Source organism: Marinomonas aquiplantarum, from assembly GCF_003314975.1.
Taxonomy (GTDB): Bacteria; Pseudomonadota; Gammaproteobacteria; order Pseudomonadales; family Marinomonadaceae; genus Marinomonas; species Marinomonas aquiplantarum.
Genome location: NZ_QNRF01000001.1, coordinates 665,312 through 686,366 on the forward strand (window position 1 = coordinate 665,312; position 21,055 = coordinate 686,366).

Sequence of the window (21,055 nt, forward strand, 5' to 3'; positions counted from 1 at the left end):
TATCCCAAATTTTTTGTTTTTGGAGAGTCAGTATGACAACCAACTTGAACTGGTGGAAAGGCGGGATTATTTATCAAATTTACCCGCGTAGTTTTATGGATGCGAATGGCGACGGTGTAGGCGACTTGGTGGGTATCACTAGCAAGTTAGACTATGTTGCTTCGTTGGGTGTGGATGCCATTTGGTTATCGCCTATCTTTACTTCACCAATGAAAGATTTTGGTTACGACGTATCGGATTACTGTGACATTGATCCTATGTTTGGTAGCTTGGACGATTTCAAAAAACTAGTGAATCGTGCTCACGATCTGGGTTTGAAAGTCATGATTGATCAGGTGATCAGCCATTCGTCTGACGTGCACCCTTGGTTTGAAGAAAGCCGTCAAGATAAGACCAACCCGAAAGCGGATTGGTACGTTTGGGCCGATCCTAAGCCAGACGGTTCACCACCAAATAACTGGTTGTCGATTTTTGGTGGCAGTGCTTGGAAATGGGACAGTCGTCGTTTGCAATACTATTTGCACAACTTCCTAGAGTCTCAACCTGACATGAACTTCCACAATCCAGAAGTACGCAAGGCGCATTTGGATAACATGCGTTTCTGGTTAGAGTTGGGTGTCGATGGTTTCCGTCTGGATACAGTAAACTTCTACTTCCACAGTGAAGGTCTAGAAGATAACCCACCCGTACCGCCAGGTGAGCCAAAAACCAAAGGTGCACCAGAGGACAACCCTTACACTTACCAGCGTCATGTGTATGACTTGAGCCGTCCAGAAAACTTGGCATTCTTAAAAGAGTTGCGCGCTCTGATGGACGAGTTCCCAGGCAGTACGACTGTGGGTGAAATCGGTGACGATTTCCCTCTAAATCGCATGGCTGAGTACACGTCAGGTGGCGATAAACTGCACATGGCGTACACGTTTGATTTATTGAACAAGCCACACTCACCAGCTTATATCCGCGATGTACTAAAAAACATGCAAGATATTGTTGGCGATGGTTGGCCATGTTGGGCTGTGTCAAATCATGATGTGGTGCGTGCCCGTACTCGTTGGGGCGCAGATGAAGATGGTGAAGCTTACCCATTGATCACTACGGCCTTGATTGCCTCTATTCGTGGTAGCGTGTGTCTATATCAAGGGGAAGAGCTTGGTTTGCCTGAGGCGGATGTGCCTTACGATCGTATCCAAGACCCTTATGGTTTTCCTCTATGGCCCGTTTTTAAAGGCCGTGATGGTTGCCGTACGCCTATGGTGTGGGAAAACAAAGCTCAGGGTGGTTTCTCTACAATCGAGCCTTGGCTGCCAGTGGACAAAGACCATCTGCCATTAAGTGTGGCGGAGCAAGAAGCTAAGTCGAACTCTCTATTGCATAAAACCCGTCAGTTCATCAAATGGCGTCAACAGCAACCTGCTTTGGTAAACGGTGAGTTAACGCAAATCGACGTTGCTAATGGTGAGTTGATTGCGTTTGTTCGTGATTACCAAGGGGAATCTTTACTTGTGGTATTGAACATGACAGGTGAAGAGCAAGTTGCCAACTTGAGTTCTGGTGACATTGAGCTTCTTGAGGGTCACGGTTTCCAATGCCAGTTGTCGGGTCAAACTTTGACCTTACCTGCTTATCAAGCTTGCTACGCGCGTCTGCGTTAAGAAAAATTCACGAAAGCCGCATCAAGTCCTTAAAGTGAATGTGGCTATTCGTACTTTTCAGAAAGCTTGATAGAATGTTTGAGTCTTATCCAGAGTGTCAAATGGACTATTGGGTGGGTAAGACTCTTAATTCTAGTGAGTGCTTGTATGAAAAAAAGTATAAAAAAGCTGACCTTAAAAGACGTTGCAGAACGTTTAGAGGTATCAACGGCAACCATATCCAATGCCTTTAATCGCCCCGATCAACTGTCAGCCAGTTTGCGCGAAAATATTCTTAGTGAATGTGAAAAAATGGGCTATTTTGGTCCAAATGCCGCTGCACGAAGTTTACGAACTGGACGTACAGGGATTGTCGGCATCGTATTGTCGGATGATTTGAGTTACAGCTTAACTGACCCGGTTGCGAATCAGTTCCTGAAAGGCATGGCAGAGGTGTTTGAGGCCAATGAATATAACATGCTGTTGTTGTCTTCAGATGAAGTGGAACAGGATGCTCAAAGTCGCATGCAATCTTCGATGGTGGACGGTTTTATTGTATACGGCCATAAACCTCAACAGTGTATTAATGCGCCTTGGTTAATGCCGAACAAAAATATCATTACCGTTGACAGTTTTATCCCCGGTACGACCTCGGTGAACGTGGAAAATCACAGTGGTGCTTATACCATTGCGAAACATGCTTTGCAGCATAATCCTGAAACTGTGGCTATTCTGGGGTTGAGTCTATTGGATACTGACAGGGTTTGTCGGATTCGTGAGGACGAGTTGTTTGATCGTGCTGCTTCTATTTCGATTCAGCGATTGTATGGTTATTTTGAAGCGTTAAAAGAACATCAAATTACAGTGCCATCTGAGTGCATTTGGAACATTCCTGAGAACAATCATAAATTGGCTTATCAAGCGGCTCGTGAAGCGCTTACTATGGCCAGTCGTCCTAAGTTATTGCTTTGTATGAGTGATTGCATTGCCATTGCGGCGGTTCAAGCGGCATTGCAATTGGGTATTCGCGTGCCTGAAGACCTACAAGTAGTGGGCTTTGATGGTATTGCTGAAAGTGAGAATTTTCATCCATCCATTACGACGATTCACCAGCAAACCGTGGAGAAAGGTCGAGTCGCCGCGGAAGTTTTCTTAGGTCTACGTGAGGCCAAAGACGTGGTACTGGAAACCGAGTTAGTGATTCGCGAGAGCTGTCCAGCCCTGTAAGGGCTGTTAAAGCCAATAATCGCTAATGTCGGCCTCTAGGTTCATGTGATAGGCAATTTGAGCCTGTAGTAACTCAGCAGATGACAGCGCGTCCGTCAGAGCATGGTGCGCTTTATACCTAGGCAAATGATAGCGTTGTCGACAAGCATCTAAACGTAATGATGTTGGCTTGCCAAAGCGTTTCCACCAAGGTTTATGTTGTACCTGCCGCTCGATGTCCATGGTGTCTAATACGGGAAAATATAATGGGTAGCCGTAGCGTTTAAGCGAAGCTTCTAGTAAGAACTGACGCTCAATCGAGACACAATGTACGACAACGACTTGTTGAATTAGAGCGTCCAAAATCTCATCCAAAATACTGTCCAATCTTGGCGCTTCCGCCAATTCAGCGTGAGTAATTTCATGAATGGTAACGGATTCGGCATGTAAATCACGCTTGGGTTTGGCCATCCAATAACGTGCGCCCTGACAACGAATAGCATTATGGGTCATGGGGATTAACCCCAAACTGATGATCTCATCGGTTTTTGGGTCTAACCCTGTGGTTTCCAGATCCAGTGCGAGCAAGGGTGTGTCTTTAAGTGGTGTTGTGCTCTTGATCATCCCTGCTTGATAGTAACGTTTTAAAGCGCCTTCTGGTGCTTCCTCAGCCCATTGTTCAAAGTTAGCTTGCCAATCTTGGAAGGAAACGTCTTTATTTAACTCAATGTTAGTCATAATTTAACTGCGTTTACCGGCATAGCGGAATTTGATGAACTCTTGTTGACGCGACACTATGTCAAAAGCATCCCTGAGGTGGCGCTTTTCGAAAGAGGATAAGTTAGCTGGGTTCACATGATTATTGGGTGTTTCGCCAGCATCAATTTGGTCTTTCTGGTGACGAATACGCACCATACCAATCATTTCTAAGGCGAGAGCCAAATCTTTTGCGCGTCCATCAGGAAGAAGCCCTTCCGCTTCGATGTCTTCAAGTCGTTCTAAGGTATTGAGCTTATCACTGCCAATCGCCAAGGCATGCACTCGTACTATGTCGATAATTGGCGCAATGCCTCTTTCTTTCAAGTTAAAGGTGCGTGATTGTTTGCCTTCACCATCCAAGACAAACTGCCGGAAGAAGCCTAATGGCGGCTTTCTTTGGTTTGCGTTGCGGGCCATAAAGGTCAAGAAGCCCGAATGTGCTTTGGCTTCTGCGCGAATGTGACGATTGAGTTTGGTGGCTAGGGTTTTGTCCCCATAAATACCGCGTAAATCGAAGAAGATAGACAAACGCAGTAATGCTTCTGCTTTGGGCTCACGTATCCAATCCGTAAAGTACTGTTTCCATACAGAAATCGGCTGACGCCAGCGAGGGTTTGACGCCATAATGTCGCCGCTGCATAAATCATAGCCACATTTATCCAGATTTTGACACACCCATTCACTGAGTTTCTCGAAATACTCACCGTGAAGGCTTTCATCGTACTTATCGCTGAGAATCAAAGCATTATCTTGGTCCGTCTTTATGATTTGTTCTTCGCGAGCCTGTGATCCTAGGGCGACAAAGCAATAGGGCACGGGAGCTTTACCAAATTGATCTTCGGCCAATTGTAATAAACGCTTCACAAAAGCTGTTCCGATGTGTGACATGGCATTGCCTATCATCTGTGTATTGGCATCTGCGACGACTAATTGAGTGAAGGTATGCGTCATCTTACGGCTAATGGCTTGTAAACCTTCTATGTTGGATTGTTTGAAGATGTCGCTGATTAAATACACACTGCCGTGACTTTCTTTTTGGACAATGTCACCTGTACTAACCACCCCAATGGGACGATTGTCTTTAATAACAGGTAAATGGTGAACATTACGTTCCATCATTTTGAGTACGGCTTCAGAAGCGTAGTCACGACTGTCCATGACGATAGGATCAGGTGTCATAATGTCTGAAATGGGGGTGTCAAAAGGAAGCCCTTTGGCTAAGGCTCTAGTACGAAGATCTCGATCGGTGACAATGCCAATTAACTCATCCTGTTCGGTTATTAACAAACTGGAAACACGCTTGTCGGTCATGATTTGCGCGGCAGTGAGGATGTCTGAATCGGCTGTTGTGCTAACTGGCTGGCGTCTTAATAAGCTCATGACAGGACAAGTCATTAAAGAGACATCGGAGCTTTGCGAGTCCATGGCAAGACGCAGACGAACTTCTCGCGCGAGTTCGAAGAAGTCAGAGAAGGTATCGTTTTCTTCGTACAGCTTGAGAAACCAACGAGCAGGAATACGGTACAACAAGCTGTCTTCAATGGCTCGCATGGATTGTGAGGATTTGCCGCCGCGTAACAAAGAAGCATAACCAAACAATTCACCTTCGTTCATACGACGAATGAGTTTGTCTTTTCTGCTCAAGGCTTCAATGGCGCCGCTACGAATAAAAAACAAGGTGTTGTTGAGTGTGCCAGGGGAAATAACCCATTCGCCTGCACGAACGTATTGGATTTCGATTTCCTTTGTCATCTCACTCAGCAGGGCTTCTTCTGCAATATCATTGAAGGGCGCGTGCTGACAAATGGCTTCCAAAATTTCAGTTAACTCAACGTCCATAACTAGGCCTTTTAAGTGAGTTGCGGAGTCACAATGGTAATGATGCCGATGATGATAAAGAGTATACAAGCCAGTTTCCGTGTGCAGTTGGCGTCGACTTTATCCATTAACCAGCGCCCAGCAAAAACGACTGGCACATTGGCCATCATCATTCCTAAGGTAGAGCCTATCAAGACCGCCCATACACTGCCATAGTGAGCGCCTAATAAAACCGTGGCGATTTGTGTTTTATCGCCAATTTCAGCCAGAAAAAACAGCATAAAAGTAGCGCAGAAAGCCCCGTATTTTAATAATTGATTGTCCTCGCTATCGTCTTTGTCTGGGATTAACAGCCAAAAACCCACCGCGATAAAGCTGAATCCCACAATCCAGCTAGCGAAATAGGTTGGAATCCAGGCGGCAATGGTTGAACCAAACCACGCCGACACTGCGTGATTCAATAACGTGGCAATGAGAATGCCGAGTACAATTGGAGTTTTTGAGGCAAATCGTGTTGCTAGAAAGAGTGCCAATAACTGGGTTTTATCACCCATTTCAGCTAAGGCAACGGTTGAAGTAGAAGTAAACAGCGCTTCCATTTTGAGATGTTCCTAGGTGGGCGATAATACAAAAGACAAACAACTTGAGCCCACCTGAGTCAAGTTCTTGTCTTAAGTCTCATCAATCCTGCGAATGGCGTCAGGACTTCTTTGCCATGAGCATGTGGCTCAATTATGTTGACAAAGAATCTTTGCAAATAGCAAAGAAGATTACTCCCCTAAGATGAGGTGATGATAGTGTATTTTACGTACTGAAACAAGAAGGGCGGCCGAAGCCGCCCTTGGTATATCTGTTAAGTTTTACTTATACAGATGCATGTCACTGCTTAAGCCTTTCCACAAACTGACACACATAACCAGCATCAATAGGGTGAAAGGCAAGCCAATGGTGATCGCAGCGGCTTGAATTGCGCCCAGCGCTTCAGAGCCACCACCGACTAGTAAGGCAATCGCAATGATGCCTTCCAATACTGCCCAGAACACACGTTGGATCATAGGTGCATCGGTTTTACCGCCCGCAGTAATACCATCAATAACCAAAGAGCCTGAGTCAGAAGAGGTGACAAAGAATACCAAGACAAGAATGATGCCTACGAAAGAAGTGATCGCCGTTAGTGGTAAGTGTTCAAACATTTGGAACATAGCCAAAGAAGAATCACTGATACCGTTTGCCAATTCGCCAACACCGTTTTGAACTTGTTCTAGTGCTGATCCACCGAACACAGACATCCACACAAGTGTCACCAAAGTTGGTACAAGTAATACGGCGATAATGAATTCACGTACAGTACGGCCGCGAGAAACGCGTGCAATAAACATCCCGACGAAAGGTGACCAGGAAATCCACCACGCCCAGTAGAATACAGTCCAGCCATGGTAGAAGGTTTCATCTTCACGGCCAATCCAGTTACTTAGAGGGATAATGTGTTCAACATAGTTCAGTAAGAATGATCCCATCGCGGCAAAGATGGCACCAGTATGGCCAACAATTACGATGAAGATTGCCAATGCTGCAGCAATGATCATGTTGACATTAGAAAGTAGCTTCACACCACCTTCCAGACCACGAGCTACGGATACGATGGCAACCGCTGTCACACCACAGATAACGAAAATTTGTGTGGTGAGGGTGTTTGGAATATCGAACAAGAAGTTCAAACCACTCGTGGCTTGCTGCGCACCAAAACCAAGAGACGTTGCCAAACCAAAGATGGTGGCAATGACAGAAATGATGTCAATGAAATGACCAATAGCGCCCCATACTTTTTCACCAAATAGTGGGTAAAAAGCAGAGCGGATCGTTAGCGGTAACCCTTTGTTGTAAGCAAAGAAAGCCAATGAAAGTGCGACAACTGCGTAAATGGCCCAAGGGTGAAGACCCCAGTGGAACATAGTGGCGCCCATGGCTAGATCTTTTGCTTCAGGTGTGTTTTTCATGACTTCGAACGGTGTACCGTACCAGCCTGTGTAGTACGCAACAGGTTCTGCCACACTCCAGAACATCAGACCAATACCCATACCAGCAGCGAACAGCATGGAGAACCAAGTGATGGTCGAGTGTTCTGCTTTCGCTTCAGTACCACCAAGACGGATACGACCAAAAGGCAACAGAATCAAAGCCAAACAAAATAGAACAAAGATGTTACCAGCGACCATGAAGAACCAATCGAAGTTATTTATCGACCAGCTTTTGGCACCGGAAAGAACAGCGCTTGCATCGGCAGGAAATAAGATACTACCAAGAATGAAGGCCAAGATGATCAAGGCACTGGTGGTGAACACTGGGTTTAGGACGTCCAAACCAAGAAATTGGATATTGTCCTGTCCAACCTTGTAAGACGTGTTGTACTCCGCCCGACCACTGTCAGGTGCTTTATTACTCATAATATTCTCCTGATGAAGTGAAACTTTTCCAATCTCTCAATATGCAACAACATGCGTGAATGTCACGACTTATCGCTTAACCCTATAAGAATAAGACTTCTTAAATTGTTCTTTAAACGACTTATTTTGTTCTGTTTTGGATCATAGGAATGCTTAGTATCGCACTCGGCTTACAAGGAAACTCATGGTTCAAAACAGAACGCAATCATATGCTTAACATTGAGATTGTTGATGGAAACATCACTAATTTGATATTCCAATTAAGCCAAAAAAGGCCATCGAAGACGGCCTTTTTTGAATTATCGGGGCAAGAGTTACATCAATTTAGTTAGATGTCAAATTATAGTAAATGCGATGCACCCTTGTTGCAGGAATTAATGGAGAAAGAGTTCAAGCAGTTCATTGAGAAAGAGTTTGCCTTTTTCTGTGGTTTTAATGTGTTCTTTTTGCCACGCGTCTTCGTCGAGTAAACCTCGCTGTAGACCGGTTTTACAGGCTTGAATCAGTGATTTTGGTAACTCACTTTGTGCATATCTTCGATATTCCTGCAAATCAAAGGATTCAAACAAGCGTAAGCGATTCATCATAAACTCCAGTGGCATGTCCTCTGGGTTAATGGCTTCTTTAATAACGAGTGCCTCTGGTAGGTTGTTGAGATAGTGATTTGGGTGGCGAGTCTTTCGAGTACGAAATATTTGACCATTAACTAATGTGATCTTGCCGTGGGCCCCTGCGCCGATGCCAATGTAGTCACCAAATCGCCAATAATTCAAATTGTGCGCGGCTTGGCGTCCTTGTTTGGCATTAGCAGACACTTCATATTGCGCATAACCTTGCGCAGCCAATAAGGCTTGCCCTGCATCTTGAATTTCCCACAGGGTATTGTCTTCTGGTAAGGCTGGAGGACGACGATAGAACTCAGTATTGGGTTCTATGGTGAGTTGATACCAAGAAAGATGCTCAGGGTTTAGGGTCATGGCCAATGTTAAATCGTCCATTGCCATGTCTAAGCTTTGGTCTGGCAAACCGTGCATTAAATCTAGGTTAATATTGTCGAAGCCTGCGGCTCTGGACTTATCCACAGCGTGAATGGCTTCTTCGCGGTTGTGGATTCTTCCTAGGGTTTTCAACAGCTTTGGCTGAAAACTTTGGATGCCAATGGAGAGGCGATTGATGCCTGCTTGTCGAAAATGACGAAATTTTTCTTGTTCAAAGGTGCCTGGGTTGGCTTCCATAGTGACTTCAGCGTTGTCAGCCCAAGTTAGTTTGTCACGCAAGGCATCCATTAGGCGGTAATAAAAATCTTCGCTCATTAAGCTGGGTGTACCACCACCAATAAAGGCGGTTTGTATTGGCCGCCCAGCGATGTAAGGTAAATCGACCTCAAGATCTGCCAGTAGTTGTGCGAGATAGGCTTCCTCTGGCAGCTGATCGTCTTGGGTAAAGCGATCTGCTTGATGGGAGTTAAAATCACAATAAGGGCATTTTTTCACGCACCAAGGTAGGTGAATGTACAAGCTGAGCGGTGGCAGTAATCGACTCACAAGGTGTTATCCTGCTGAAACGCCGTTAATAGCTGCTGCAGAGCTTTGGCTCTGTGACTGATCTGATTTTTGACTTCTTTCGGCAAACTGGCGGCGCTGCAATCGCATTCAGGTACGAAGAACAGAGGATCATAACCAAATCCTTCTTGGCCTTCTGTTGATGTTAAAATGCGACCTTCCCAAACGCCGTGAAAGACTTTAGGTGTCGGGTCATTCTGGTGGCGCATATAGGCCAGCACACAATGGAAACGAGCCGTTCTTTGCTCTGTTGGAACACCGTCTAACTTTTCCAATAGCAAGTCATTATTGGCTTGGTTATTACCGTGTTCGCCGGCAAAACGAGCGGAGTAAATACCGGGAGCACCCTTTAGATAGTCGACTTCAATGCCTGAGTCGTCTGCCAGAGCGGGTAGGCCTGTCTTTTCACAAGCATGGCGTGCTTTCAAAATGGCATTCTCGATGAAGCTGAGCCCTGTTTCATCGGCGTCTTCTACCTGGAATTCTTTTTGAGGTTTGACATCAAAGCCTATATTGCTCAGCAAAGCATTGAATTCTTTGATTTTTCCGGCGTTATTACTGGCCAGTACGATGGTTTTTTTCACGTTTTTGTCCTCTTGCAACGGCGTCCTAAAATGGCGACGATGTCTGCTGATTTAGGCTTTTCGGCTGATATGGAAAATAGCCGTTTCACTGAATAGATTAGGCATAGAGCGAATCCACCAATGGTCTTTTAGGTGGCCATCTACCGCTGCCCAACGCAATACCTTAATGTCTTTTTCGTGGCACAAGCGTTCAAAGTCTTGAAAGGTGAAAAAGTGAATGTTGGGTGTGTCGTACCAGTTGTAAGGCATAAACTCTGATACAGGCATGCGACCTTTTAGCGCCAGATGTAAGCGACTGCGCCAATGACCAAAGTTAGGGAACGTAATAATGCATTCTTTGCCGATGCGTAGCATTTCATCGATCAACAAATCTGGGCGACGAAATTGCTGCAAAGCATGGGTCATTAGTACGAGATCAAAACTCTGATCTTCAAAGTTTTGTAGACCTTCATCAATGTTTTGCTCCAACACTGGAATGCCTTTTTGAATACAGGTGTTCAGATCTTCTGGGCCAATTTCTAAGCCATAACCACTGATTTGCTTGTGATTGATTAGATGATAGAGCAGTTCACCGGGACCACAGGCTAAATCGAGTACGCGAATATTGGGTTGAATCCATTCGTCTATGATTTCTAAATCAGCGCGCATGTTCAGACTCTCCTTGGCGAGCAGGTAGCGTTACTTGATCCGCGATGCGTGTTAAAAAACTGTTTACCGCCTGCATGTAGCGAGGAATGGGAAATAGGAAAGCATCATGGCCTTCAGTCGCTTCAATTTTGGCATAAGAAACCGCTTTGCCTGCTTTAATCAGCGCATTGACGATTTCTTCACTTCGCTCTGGTGAAAAGCGCCAATCGGTCGTAAAGGACACTAAAAGGAACTCGCATTGAGCACGGCTTAAAACAGCCGCCAAGTCACCATTGGTTTGCGCGGCGGGGTCGAAATAGTCCAGTGCCTTGGTCATTAGCATGTAGGTATTGGCATCAAAACGTTTGGTGAAGGCTTCCCCTTGATAACGTAGGTAGCTTTCGACCTCAAATTCTATGCCGTAGTTGTATTGATACTGCTCATGGCGCATCTGACGACCAAACTTCTCCCCCATGGCATCATCGGACAAATACGTTATGTGGCCTAGCATGCGTGCCAAACCAAGACCATTGGTCGGTACTGATTCATTGTCTAGGTAGCGGCCATCAAAGAAATCGGGATCACGTCGAATTGACTGGCGAGCCACTTCATTGAAGGCAATATTCTGCGTCGACAATTTCGGTGCTGAGGCGACAATCACGGCAGATTTGAGACGCTCAGGGAAACGAATGCTCCACTCAAGAGCCTGCATTCCCCCTAAGCTACCACCAACAATCGCGGCAAAGGTGTGAATGCCTAGCAAGTCAGCTAAGCGGGCTTGGCTTTCGACCCAATCTTCTACAGTCACAATCGGGAAGTCCGCTCCCCAAACTTGATCGGTCTCAGGGTTGATGCTGGTAGGCCCCGTTGAACCGCAACACCCTCCAAGGTTATTTAGCGCAATGACAAAGTAACGATTGGTGTCGATGGCTTTGCCTGGTCCAATGGCCGAATCCCACCACCCCGGCTTTTTATCTGCCATATCGTGGTAGCCCGCTGCGTGATGGTCACCACTTAATGCGTGGCAAATTAAGATGGCATTGGAAGCGTCTTGGTTTAGCGTGCCATATGTCTCATAGATGAGTTGGTACGATGCCAAGGTTTGCCCGCAGGTAAGCGTCAACGGCTTGTCGAAGTGCGCAATCTGTGGTGTGACTAGGCCCACAGAATCGACTGGAATGGCGTCTGGCATGGGTGTTGGTAATCCTAATGAAATACTCGTGTTCCCGTGAAGATAAGCGAGGAACTAGACCAAAAAATGAATCCACACAGTCTAGCGGCTGCATGGTTTACCATCAAGGGATAGAGAAGGAAATCCCCTTTATTTGGTGGTAATAAAGGGGATTCTATATTAGGCCAGAGTGAAGATGTTGGTTTTTTGCGCCAATTGTTCAGAAAGTCGCTGAATTTGTTGGGTTTTGTCCGCCAAAATATCAATCGAACTGGTGTCTTGGCTAAGTTGTTGTGCGATTTGCTCCATTTCGGTGCTCATTTCAACAGCGGTGCTGGCGACGTCTTGGATGGCGTTTGCCATGGAATCTGTTGATTGCGTGCCTGTCATGGCGAACTGCTCAATGTTGCGCATGGCTTCTTCCGCTTTGCTGCCATTCTCACTAATGATGCTGAGGTTTGATTTACCGCTTTCCATCGTAGTGATGGCCGAATGGGTTGAGCGCTGAATGGTATTGACGATTTCAGTGATTTTCGCCGTGGCATCTACGGTTTTTTCAGCTAAGGCACGAACTTCGTCAGCGACCACCGAAAAACCGCGTCCGGCTTCACCGGCTCGAGCCGCTTCAATCGCGGCATTGAGTGCTAATAAATTCGTTTGGTTGGCGAGATCATTAATCATGGCGATGACGTTATCAATGTCTTTTGATAATTGTCCGAGTTGATTTAATTGATCGCTGGTAACTTGGACGATGCTCACCGTATCGTTAATACTGGTCAATACAAGGTTAATGGTATCGGCACCAGACTTAGCGGATTGGTAAGTATCATTAGACTGGTTTTTAAGTGTGTCCGTGGTGTTCGATAATTCCGTTAAGCGATTTGAGATATCATCTGTTGCTGTGGCCAAAGAGTGAGTACGCTGGTTCACTAAATGGTTACTGGTGGTGATGTCACTAATGCTGCTGTTTAGGTCGCTGGACATGGTATTAAAGGTATCCGTTGTGGTGACCACATCTTTGAGAACATCGCCTAACCCCTCGGTCATTTCGTTTAGTGATTGACCTAACTGATCAAACTCATCCAAACGTTTTAGATTGACGCTGGCTTTAGAGGACATGTCTCCTTGCTTCACTTTATTTAAATCACTGATGATGTTTTTGAGTGACTCATTGACACTGCGTCCTATGGTCATCATTAACAAGGTGGCAAATACAATCACAGCAAAGCTTACTGTAAGCAGTGTCGCGTTGGCTTGTGTGGAGCGACTTTCAGCCTCTTGTTCTGCGGCCGTCATAAGTTGTTCGATGACTTGACTGGCGTTGGTTTGACTGTCTCGAAAGGCCAATTTTTGCTGGTTAAACAGGTTTTCCGTTGTCAGCAGTTTTTGGTACTCCTGACCATACTTAAGTATCGCATCACGATAAGCATTGGCGGTGACACCGTGAGTACTTTGGAAGCCAAAATTAGAAATACGACGATCAAATTTTTCAAAATTACCGGTGAATTTTTCTAAATTGTCTGCAGTCGGGTCTGAAAGGTAGCTGGCTTCTGCTTGGCGTACGCTAGAAAATTCACGCTTGAGCAAGCTTAGGTTGCTGATGTCGTCGGTTATTTTATTGCCAAGCTGATCGATCTGGCCACGCATCCCTGATGTTGAGCCGAATCCGATAATGTTTTGTTCGCGAGCGAGGTCTAACAAAATTGCGCTGTATTGGCGGGTAATCTCAAGGTTGTCTTGTAATGTCGTGCTTAAACCAGCGTCTTGGCTTCTTTCAATATTGGCTTGTGTGCGTTCGGCATTTTGTTGCTCTTGGTTTTTGACCTGCTGAATATAGTCTTCGACGTTATCGCTTGAAATTGACCGAAAACGGTCGGCTATGGCCAATAAATTGATGCTAATTTGATCATTAGATGTTTGGATTTTAGACAGTGTTCGAACGTCGCCATTGGCGCTTTGTTGAGCAGACAGTCCTTCAATGGCCACAAAAGTGACAATGACAAAGCCGATAACGGCGGACACGAGCAAAAGCATGAGTTTGATTTTGAAAGAAAGGTTCTTCAGCATTATTAGACCTACCTGCCTTGTGAGCGGCTGATGAAAACATGAATAAGTAAAGTAATCTTACCTATGCAAATACCGTGCACATATCAATGACTTGTGCTGAGGCTGGTGATGTCTAGGGGGGGCTAGTCGATGATAGAGGGCGTTTGCCTCTTAATGGGGCAAACGCATTTGTAAAAGGTTATCAATAGCGCTTATTTAACTTGGCCGCGACACGTTAAATAGTCGGTAAACAAGTTGTCCGGCGACTTTTTCTTTACTGAGTTGCCAGTGTTCCGGTAAGACGGTAAGAGGTGTTTCTTTTTCCATTTCAATGTAGACCAATGCACGTTCGGCTAGCCATCCTTGTTCCAATAGTGGGATGACTTTCTCCAGCCAACCTTTTCGAAATGGCGGATCCAAGAATACGATATCAAATGCTTGATTGGCTGGTTGGCTTAGATAGGCGTCTGCCGCCTGTTGAATGACTTGGGCCTGCGATGCTTGCAAGGTGGCCAAGTTATCGGTCATTTGTTTGGTGACCAATTTGGCGTTATCAACAAAGGTCAAATGCTTGGCACCACGGGACAAGGCTTCTAAACCTAGGGCACCTGAGCCACAAAATAAGTCGGCGCAGACTGCGCCAGGTAGGTATGGGTTGATCCAATTAAACAGAGTTTCACGTACTCGATCAGGTGTGGGGCGCAAACCTTCGACGTTTGGGATAGGTAGCTGACGAGAGCGCCACTCTCCTGCAATAATTCGCAGTTTGGTTACCTTGTTCTTGGTTTTGTTAGCGTGATGGTTAGAGGCGTTTTTTCTCATTATTGGTAAACCTGAATCTCTTGGTAAGTTTGCGCATTGATTAGTTGTTTTAAAGCGGCCTGGTAGTCTTCATAGCGAAAATTATCGACGGCTTCCTTGTAGTCTTGTGCAAAGGTTTCCAGTGTCAGCTCGCTGTCTTGGTGGGTGAATTGCCCTGCAATGACACTCCACCAAGTGGGTGACAAGGTGTTTTCCTCTAACTGAATAATGAGGCTCTCCAACAATTGCTCAAACCTTTTCTTATCCTTAATGGAAGGAACTTGTTCAACAAACACAAAGCTTTTTAGGCTGATGTCTGGCTCTCCTGTCGAAATGTTGCTGACGTCAGCGTGCTGATTCGCAGGGCTGTATTGAACGTTCCACCAGACCCATGGGTGGTGCGGAGATAGGGCTAAGTCGAGTTGAACAAAATCGATACGTTCTTGGGCGTTTAAACTGTCGACAAGGTCGGCGCCCCAAATTTGCAAACTTAACCATTGCTGAACCGTGCTAACAGGGGGCAGAGCAAGCGCGCTTCGGGTTTGCCATAAAATGCCTTGGTTTTGTTGAATCAGAGCACTTAAGGAGGCTAACTCAATGCTTTCTGAATGGCTCTGTTCAGCAGCAAAAGCAGGGGAAAATTGCTCTGTAATCGCATTTAAACCGGCTTTCACAATGTTCTGGCTTTGTTCAGACATGTCACCAACGAGATAAATGGTCGCGACTGACTGCGTCATTTTTTGATAATACTCTTTCACGTCCGTTAAAGAGATTTGCTCAATCGGTGGTGTGTTTTGTTGAAAAAAAAGTATCTGCTCTAACTCATGTTGAACGGTTTGCTGATAAGGGTTGAGCCCTTGCCAATTGTCGAAGGTGCGACTTTTGAATGCTGTTTGCGTTAACCAGTTATTGGCGAGTTTGAGGCTTGGGACGAGGTATGATGGGTTGTTACTGACGGTTAGCCCAAGTATTTGGTTTTCATGATCATAGTAAGTATTCGCCTTCGCTGCCAAAGGGGACAGTCTTTGGTTAATTGAGGCGGTACTTAGTGGCAGTGCATCACTCATTAGCATGGCGAGTGTTGACTGAATCAATTTTGTGTCTGTGGTGACGGCACGAAAAGAAAAACGAATTTCGAGTTTGTCGCTGCCTTGCCAAGTGTCTTGGTTAAGCCAAATAACAGGAATGCCAGAGTCGGTTGTCCATTGCTCAATGTTGGGGGTCGGCAATTTCGCGCTTGGCGCGGTAAGATTGAGCAGCCAAATCGCCAGTGTAGAGAACAACATAATCGCCGCCAAAACGGGGCGGCTAAAAAGAGGTTTATTTTTGTCGCGCATAATGAACCTTTAGACTGCCTGTTAACAGGGTAATTTGTGTAAAACAGGCCTGATTGCGAATCAGAATGATGATAAAATAGTCATTTTCTGCGTCCATCACAATGGCGCAAGTCCTTATGATAGCATTTCACTGGTGTTTACTGCATCAGCCAAAACAAAGAGACGAATTGAATGGAAGTTGTTAATCAGATTATTGTTTTTTTTACTCCCTATCTTGGTGAATACGCCCGTTATGTTCCTATAGTGATTGGCGCCTTGATGGCTTTGTTGGCGTTTGTGATTCGTCGTCGCTTTGTGAAAAAAATGAGTGCAGATATTGCGCAAGCAAAGAAAAAGGATGCAGAAGCGAAAGAATTGCCAGTTGAACCACAAGAAGCCGTTGCATCTAAAGAAACGACTGACTCGCATGAGACCGACAGCGCCTCAGTGGCGTCGCAGCCACAAGAAGAAGCCGTTGCTACGCCAGTTGACGTAACAGAAGACGTCTCGACTCTGTCTTGGTCTGAGCGTATTAAATCTGGCCTAACTCGTACCCGAAGCGGTTTGGGGAAAGGGCTGTCTTCAATCATTAGTGGCAGTCGAAAAGTAGACGATGAACTGATAGAAGAGCTAGAAACTCAATTGCTGATGGCGGATGTGGGCATTGATGCGACTCGCACTTTGATTGAAGGTTTGACGGAAAAACTGAATCGCAAAGAGCTTAAAGATGCGGATGCTTTATTAACCCATTTAAAAGCAGACATGGCGGCGATTCTAGGTCAATCCCAACAGGAGTTAGAGCCGACGAATACTGACGGCCCATTTGTGATCTTGATGGTTGGGGTGAATGGTGTGGGCAAAACCACCACCATTGGCAAGCTAGCGAAGAAGTATCAAGCTCAAGGTAAGAGTGTGATGCTTGCTGCTGGGGACACTTTCCGTGCCGCGGCGGTTGAGCAGTTAGAGGTTTGGGGCGAGCGTAATAATGTGCCTGTGGTGGCTCAACATACCGGTGCGGATTCGGCGTCGGTAATTTACGATGCGATTGAATCGGCAAAAGCGAAAAACATTGATATCGTCATCGCTGATACCGCAGGTCGTTTGCAAAACAAACAAAATCTCATGAATGAGTTGTCAAAAGTCGTTCGTGTGATGAAAAAGCTGGATCAGCAAGCGCCCCATGAAGTTATGCTGGTATTGGATGCAGGAACTGGTCAGAATGCTATCAGCCAAGCCAAGTTGTTTTCAGAAGCGGTTGGGGTCAGTGGTATCACACTGACGAAACTTGATGGTACTGCAAAAGGCGGTATTATCTTTGCGATAGCGAAACAGTTTGGTCTGCCAATACGTTACATCGGTGTTGGCGAGCAAGCGGACGATCTGCGCCCGTTCGTGGCGCAAGAATTTATTGATGCTCTGTTCACAGGGGATCAAGACTAGACTCAAGCCATCTAATAATCAGGACAGTGAAGCAGAGTGGAAATCGAATTTCAGCGCGTTGGTAAGAAATACGACAGTGGTCAAGAAGCCTTATCGCAAGTGAGTTTTCATTTGCAGCAAGGTGAAATGGCCTTTTTGACCGGTCACTCTGGTGCCGGCAAAAGTACACTGATGAAACTCATGATGATGATTGAACGTCAGACTTCCGGACAAATTCTGATCGATGGTGTGGATTTGCGTACCTTAAGTCGACGAGCGATTCCACAACATCGCCGTCGTGTTGGGGTGGTGTTTCAAAATCACCAATTATTATTGGACCGCAGTGTGTTTCATAACGTGGCCTTGCCGCTGCAAGTCAGTGGTGCAGATCACGAACAGATCGCAAAACGAGTGCGTGCTGCGCTAGACAAAGTTGGGTTGTTGGAAAAAGAAAAGTTCAATCCAATGGCGTTGTCCGGTGGTGAGCAACAACGCGTGGGGATTGCGCGAGCAGTGGTGAATAAGCCGCAACTGCTGCTGGCCGATGAACCGACAGGTAACCTTGATCCTAAATTGTCCGCTGAAATCATGAACCTATTTCAAGAGTTTAACCGTGTCGGTGTGACTGTATTGGTGGCGAGCCATGATTTGGCATTAGTGGCGCGCATGCGCCATCGTGTATTGACCTTAAATCAAGGTCGCATGGTCAACGATGGGGGGTTCGCTTAATGGCACAAAAGCCAAGTCAGCGAGGCGCCACTCGTGCATCAGTAAAGGCTTCGAAACATCATTGGCCGACACGTTCCCGTTTTAACGCGAGTCTATATTTTCTACAGCATAAAACGACCTTGAAAGAGAGTTTTATGCGTTTGCTCAGTTACCCTTTAGCCAGCGTGATGACAGTGATGGTGATTGCTATTGCCTTGTCTTTACCCGGTGGTCTTTATGTGGTGCTGAAAAATGTCCAAACCGTGACTGATCAATGGGAAAGGCAATCGGTCATTACGCTTTATCTGTTTCCTAATTTGGAAGACACGGAGGCGCTGGCATTGTCTCACCAGATTTCGGCACAACCTGATGTGGCGTCTGTAGAATACATTTCTAAAGAAGAAGGCTTGCGTTACTTTGAGCGTTCTAGTGGTTATGAGCAGACGCTTTCTTCCTTATCTGAAAACCCTTTACCTATTGTGCTAAGAGTGATCCCGAGAGAGGCTGTGGATGTCACGACCTTGTCGAGCCTACAGGCGCTACGAGATGAGTTAGCGACTAAGCCTGAAGTAGAAATCGCCGAATTAGATGCACAATGGTTACAGCGCCTTGCCAATATACTGAGTTTTGGACAGCGTTTTTCATACGCTTTGTCTGTATTGCTGGTGATTGCCGTGTTGTTAATTGTCGGTAATACCATTCGTGTGGCGGTGGAAAGTCGTCGCGATGAAGTCTTGGTAATGAAATTGGTTGGTGCGACAGATGCCTATATTCGTCGGCCTTTTTTATACATGGGATTTTGGTTTGGTATTTTAGGCGGTGTGTTCGCTAGCCTTTGTATTCTGGTACTTAGCTGGTGGGTGAGTGCGCCAGCAGAGCGCTTGATTGATTTGTATCAAAGCGACTTTCAACTGCAGACTTTTAATGCAGATGAGATTGTTTTATGTTTAACTATTAGTGCATTTGTTGGCGTTTTTGGGGCTTGGATTGCCGTTAATCGACACATTGCCAACATTGAACTGCAGTGACATGAACCGGCGGGTTATGTTCAGATTGGATTCGCCACGTTTTATTCACATTTATGTCACACATACGCAGAATTAACTTGTTAGTATTTTGTCATACAGAGTATGAAAATTAAAAGGTGGAAATAGAGATGAGTAAAGCTCTTCAGCCTATCGATATGATGACTCCAGGTCAAAACCTTGAGTCTTATATACAAACCGTTGGTCGGATTCCAATTCTGACAGCGGAGGAAGAAAAAGCACTGGCAGAACGTTTATATTATCAAGAAGACTTAGAAGCGGCCCGTACATTGGTTATGTCGCATCTGAGATTTGTTGTGCACATTGCGAAAAGTTACTCTGGTTACGGTTTAGCTCAAGGCGACTTAATCCAAGAAGGAAACGTCGGCTTGATGAAAGCGGTGAAGCGTTTTAACCCAGAAGTGGGTGTGCGTCTGGTGTCGTTTGCTGTACATTGGATTAAAGCCGAAATACACGAATTTATTCTAAAGAACTGGCGCATTGTGAAAGTGGCGACCACCAAAGCGCAGCGTAAGATGTTCTTTAATCTACGCAGTGCGAAAAAAAGCCTGTCTTGGTTTAGTAATTCCGAGGTGGAATCGGTTGCCAGTGATCTTGGTGTAACGCCAGATGTTGTTCGTCAAATGGAAGGTCGCTTAAGTGCTTCTGACATGGCGTTCGATGCGTCTGCAGATGACGATGATGATAGCGCGTATCAAGCGCCTTCTCAGTTCCTAGAGGATCATCGCTCTGACCCAGCTATGTTGCTGGAGAATGGCAATTGGGAAGAAGACTCCAATCAACGCCTTGAGCTTGCTATGGCTGATCTTGATGAACGTAGTCGAAATATTTTGGTACAACGTTGGTTGTCTGATGGTAAATCGACTCTGCATGAATTGGCGGATGAATATGGTGTCTCCGCGGAGCGTATTCGCCAACTTGAAAAGAATGCGATGAAGAAGATTCGTGTTGCCATGGGCGATGGTCAATTCGACTAAATAAGCCTGTTCTAAATATCAAAAAGCCCTCCTAGCGAGGGCTTTTTTGTGTCAGTGGTTTGTGTTGACGTGCTTTTATTGGCTGCGCAATTGGTTACCCGGAATGAAGCGCCAGGTGCGGATAATCTCAAGCTTATCCACTTCTTTTTTGAGTTCGCTGGGAAAGACTTGGAAAGGCTCCGCTAAGCGGACGATCCGCATGGCTGCGTCATCCAACACGCGTACGCCAGAAGAGTGTAGCACTTCAATGTCGTCCACATAGCCATTTGGTAAGATAATGACCGCGAGACGAAGTTCACCATATAAGTGATTGCGCTTTGCTTCTTCTGGATAATGGATGTTACCAATCCGCTCAATTCGACGACGCCAGTCGTCTAGATATTTTGCATCGACTGCGGCTTTCGCTGAAACGGATGTTAGACGTCTAATACGAGGGCGTTTGGCGTAGGATTGACGTTGTTGATCGAGCAAAGCTTCTAAGGTAGCAATGTCATTGGACAAATGACTGGGGATTTGAGTTTCCCCTCGAAAACGTTCTTCTAATGTTTTCGGCTCCTGCTCAACTTCTTTTGCGACTTCAAGGATGGCTTGTTGGTCTTGCGTGGCTAATAAGCTGGGTTCTTCAATGGGTTCCGCTGAGGCCAGCTGTGGTTGCACTGGTGGCGAGATGTCTTGAATGTTATCGGATAAAAATTGCGCTTCTTCGGTAGTGGTTAATTTCTGTTTTCGTAGCTCAGTACCACTTGCCTCTTGGTTTGCTTGAGCTATAAAGTCCGCTTCTAATGGTGCTTTGCTAGTGTGCTGAACTAAGGTGACTTCGAGCGTGTTGGGCTTGGGGGCGGGTAATTCGAAGTCGAAACTGACCAGCATTGCCATTAGCAAATGCAAACTAATGGCAATGAAGAGAGTAACGGAAAATTTATCGATAACTCGCATGATA

18 protein-coding genes and 1 riboswitch are annotated in these 21,055 nt (G+C 45.8%); of the genes, 6 read left to right on the forward strand and 12 right to left on the reverse strand.

The features are described 5' to 3' along the window. Nucleotides 1–32: 32 nt before the first annotated feature. Nucleotides 33–1,652, forward strand: a complete 1,620-nt coding sequence (locus DFP76_RS03140) for an alpha-glucosidase family protein (RefSeq protein WP_113873207.1) — start codon at nt 33–35, stop codon at nt 1,650–1,652. 147 nt (nt 1,653–1,799) lie between these two features. Next, nucleotides 1,800–2,858 carry a LacI family DNA-binding transcriptional regulator gene (locus tag DFP76_RS03145; RefSeq protein WP_113873208.1) on the forward strand — a complete coding sequence of 353 codons (1,059 nt, stop codon included), beginning with the start codon at nt 1,800–1,802 and terminating at the stop codon, nt 2,856–2,858. A 6-nt stretch (nt 2,859–2,864) separates the two neighbouring features. Here DFP76_RS03145 and DFP76_RS03150 read toward each other — a convergent pair whose 3' ends face one another. The 11 genes from DFP76_RS03150 to DFP76_RS03205 all read right to left on the reverse strand — a co-directional run bounded on the left by DFP76_RS03150 (nt 2,865) and on the right by DFP76_RS03205 (nt 15,986). Continuing rightward, the gene (locus DFP76_RS03150; protein WP_113873209.1) at nt 2,865–3,575 is read right to left on the reverse strand and encodes a 3'-5' exonuclease; all 711 of its coding nucleotides are present in this window, start codon (nt 3,573–3,575) and stop codon (nt 2,865–2,867) included. A gap of 3 nt (nt 3,576–3,578) precedes the next feature. Then, the gene (locus tag DFP76_RS03155) at nt 3,579–5,435 is read right to left on the reverse strand and encodes a DUF294 nucleotidyltransferase-like domain-containing protein (protein ID WP_113873210.1); all 1,857 of its coding nucleotides are present in this window, start codon (nt 5,433–5,435) and stop codon (nt 3,579–3,581) included. Between the two features lie 11 nt (nt 5,436–5,446). Further along, entirely contained in the window at nt 5,447–6,013 is a 567-nt protein-coding gene (locus DFP76_RS03160; RefSeq protein WP_113873211.1) for a TMEM165/GDT1 family protein, read from the reverse strand. 84 nt (nt 6,014–6,097) lie between these two features. Continuing rightward, nucleotides 6,098–6,205: riboswitch (yybP-ykoY riboswitch) on the reverse strand. 69 nt (nt 6,206–6,274) lie between these two features. Then, nucleotides 6,275–7,858, reverse strand: coding sequence for a BCCT family transporter (locus tag DFP76_RS03165; RefSeq protein WP_113873212.1), 1,584 nt, complete (start codon nt 7,856–7,858; stop codon nt 6,275–6,277). 374 nt (nt 7,859–8,232) lie between these two features. Further along, entirely contained in the window at nt 8,233–9,402 is a 1,170-nt protein-coding gene (gene hemW / locus DFP76_RS03175; protein WP_113873214.1) for a radical SAM family heme chaperone HemW, read from the reverse strand. Next, nucleotides 9,399–10,004 carry an XTP/dITP diphosphatase gene (locus DFP76_RS03180; protein ID WP_113873264.1) on the reverse strand — a complete coding sequence of 202 codons (606 nt, stop codon included), beginning with the start codon at nt 10,002–10,004 and terminating at the stop codon, nt 9,399–9,401. The genes hemW and DFP76_RS03180 overlap by 4 nt, the downstream gene beginning before the upstream one ends. A gap of 51 nt (nt 10,005–10,055) precedes the next feature. Next, nucleotides 10,056–10,652: a methionine biosynthesis protein MetW gene (gene metW, locus DFP76_RS03185; RefSeq protein WP_113873215.1), complete on the reverse strand. Its 597-nt coding sequence runs from the start codon at nt 10,650–10,652 to the stop codon at nt 10,056–10,058. Further along, nucleotides 10,642–11,823 carry a homoserine O-succinyltransferase MetX gene (gene metX / locus DFP76_RS03190; RefSeq protein WP_113873216.1) on the reverse strand — a complete coding sequence of 394 codons (1,182 nt, stop codon included), beginning with the start codon at nt 11,821–11,823 and terminating at the stop codon, nt 10,642–10,644. Before metX ends, metW begins: the two co-directional genes overlap by 11 nt. Before the next feature lie 159 nt (nt 11,824–11,982). Further along, the gene (locus tag DFP76_RS03195; RefSeq protein WP_113873217.1) at nt 11,983–13,869 is read right to left on the reverse strand and encodes a methyl-accepting chemotaxis protein; all 1,887 of its coding nucleotides are present in this window, start codon (nt 13,867–13,869) and stop codon (nt 11,983–11,985) included. A gap of 195 nt (nt 13,870–14,064) precedes the next feature. After that, nucleotides 14,065–14,670 carry a 16S rRNA (guanine(966)-N(2))-methyltransferase RsmD gene (gene rsmD, locus DFP76_RS03200; protein ID WP_113873218.1) on the reverse strand — a complete coding sequence of 202 codons (606 nt, stop codon included), beginning with the start codon at nt 14,668–14,670 and terminating at the stop codon, nt 14,065–14,067. Then, complete coding sequence (locus tag DFP76_RS03205) at nt 14,670–15,986, reverse strand: peptidase M16 family protein (protein ID WP_113873219.1); 1,317 nt, start codon at nt 15,984–15,986, stop codon at nt 14,670–14,672. The genes rsmD and DFP76_RS03205 overlap by 1 nt, the downstream gene beginning before the upstream one ends. 171 nt (nt 15,987–16,157) lie before the next feature. Here DFP76_RS03205 and ftsY point away from each other — a divergent pair, with 171 nt between their 5' ends. The 4 genes from ftsY to rpoH all read left to right on the forward strand — a co-directional run bounded on the left by ftsY (nt 16,158) and on the right by rpoH (nt 20,115). Further along, nucleotides 16,158–17,405, forward strand: a complete 1,248-nt coding sequence (gene ftsY / locus DFP76_RS03210) for a signal recognition particle-docking protein FtsY (protein WP_113873220.1) — start codon at nt 16,158–16,160, stop codon at nt 17,403–17,405. Nucleotides 17,406–17,441: 36 nt separating this feature from the next. Further along, the gene (gene ftsE / locus DFP76_RS03215; protein ID WP_013797893.1) at nt 17,442–18,113 is read left to right on the forward strand and encodes a cell division ATP-binding protein FtsE; all 672 of its coding nucleotides are present in this window, start codon (nt 17,442–17,444) and stop codon (nt 18,111–18,113) included. Next, a complete protein-coding gene (gene ftsX / locus DFP76_RS03220) occupies nt 18,113–19,120 on the forward strand; it encodes a permease-like cell division protein FtsX (protein ID WP_113873221.1) in 1,008 nt (335 codons plus the stop codon). The genes ftsE and ftsX overlap by 1 nt, the downstream gene beginning before the upstream one ends. A gap of 128 nt (nt 19,121–19,248) precedes the next feature. Beyond that, nucleotides 19,249–20,115, forward strand: coding sequence for an RNA polymerase sigma factor RpoH (rpoH, locus tag DFP76_RS03225; protein ID WP_113873222.1), 867 nt, complete (start codon nt 19,249–19,251; stop codon nt 20,113–20,115). Nucleotides 20,116–20,190: 75 nt separating this feature from the next. Here rpoH and DFP76_RS03230 read toward each other — a convergent pair whose 3' ends face one another. Further along, nucleotides 20,191–21,051, reverse strand: a complete 861-nt coding sequence (locus DFP76_RS03230) for an energy transducer TonB (protein ID WP_113873223.1) — start codon at nt 21,049–21,051, stop codon at nt 20,191–20,193. Nucleotides 21,052–21,055: the final 4 nt, after the last annotated feature.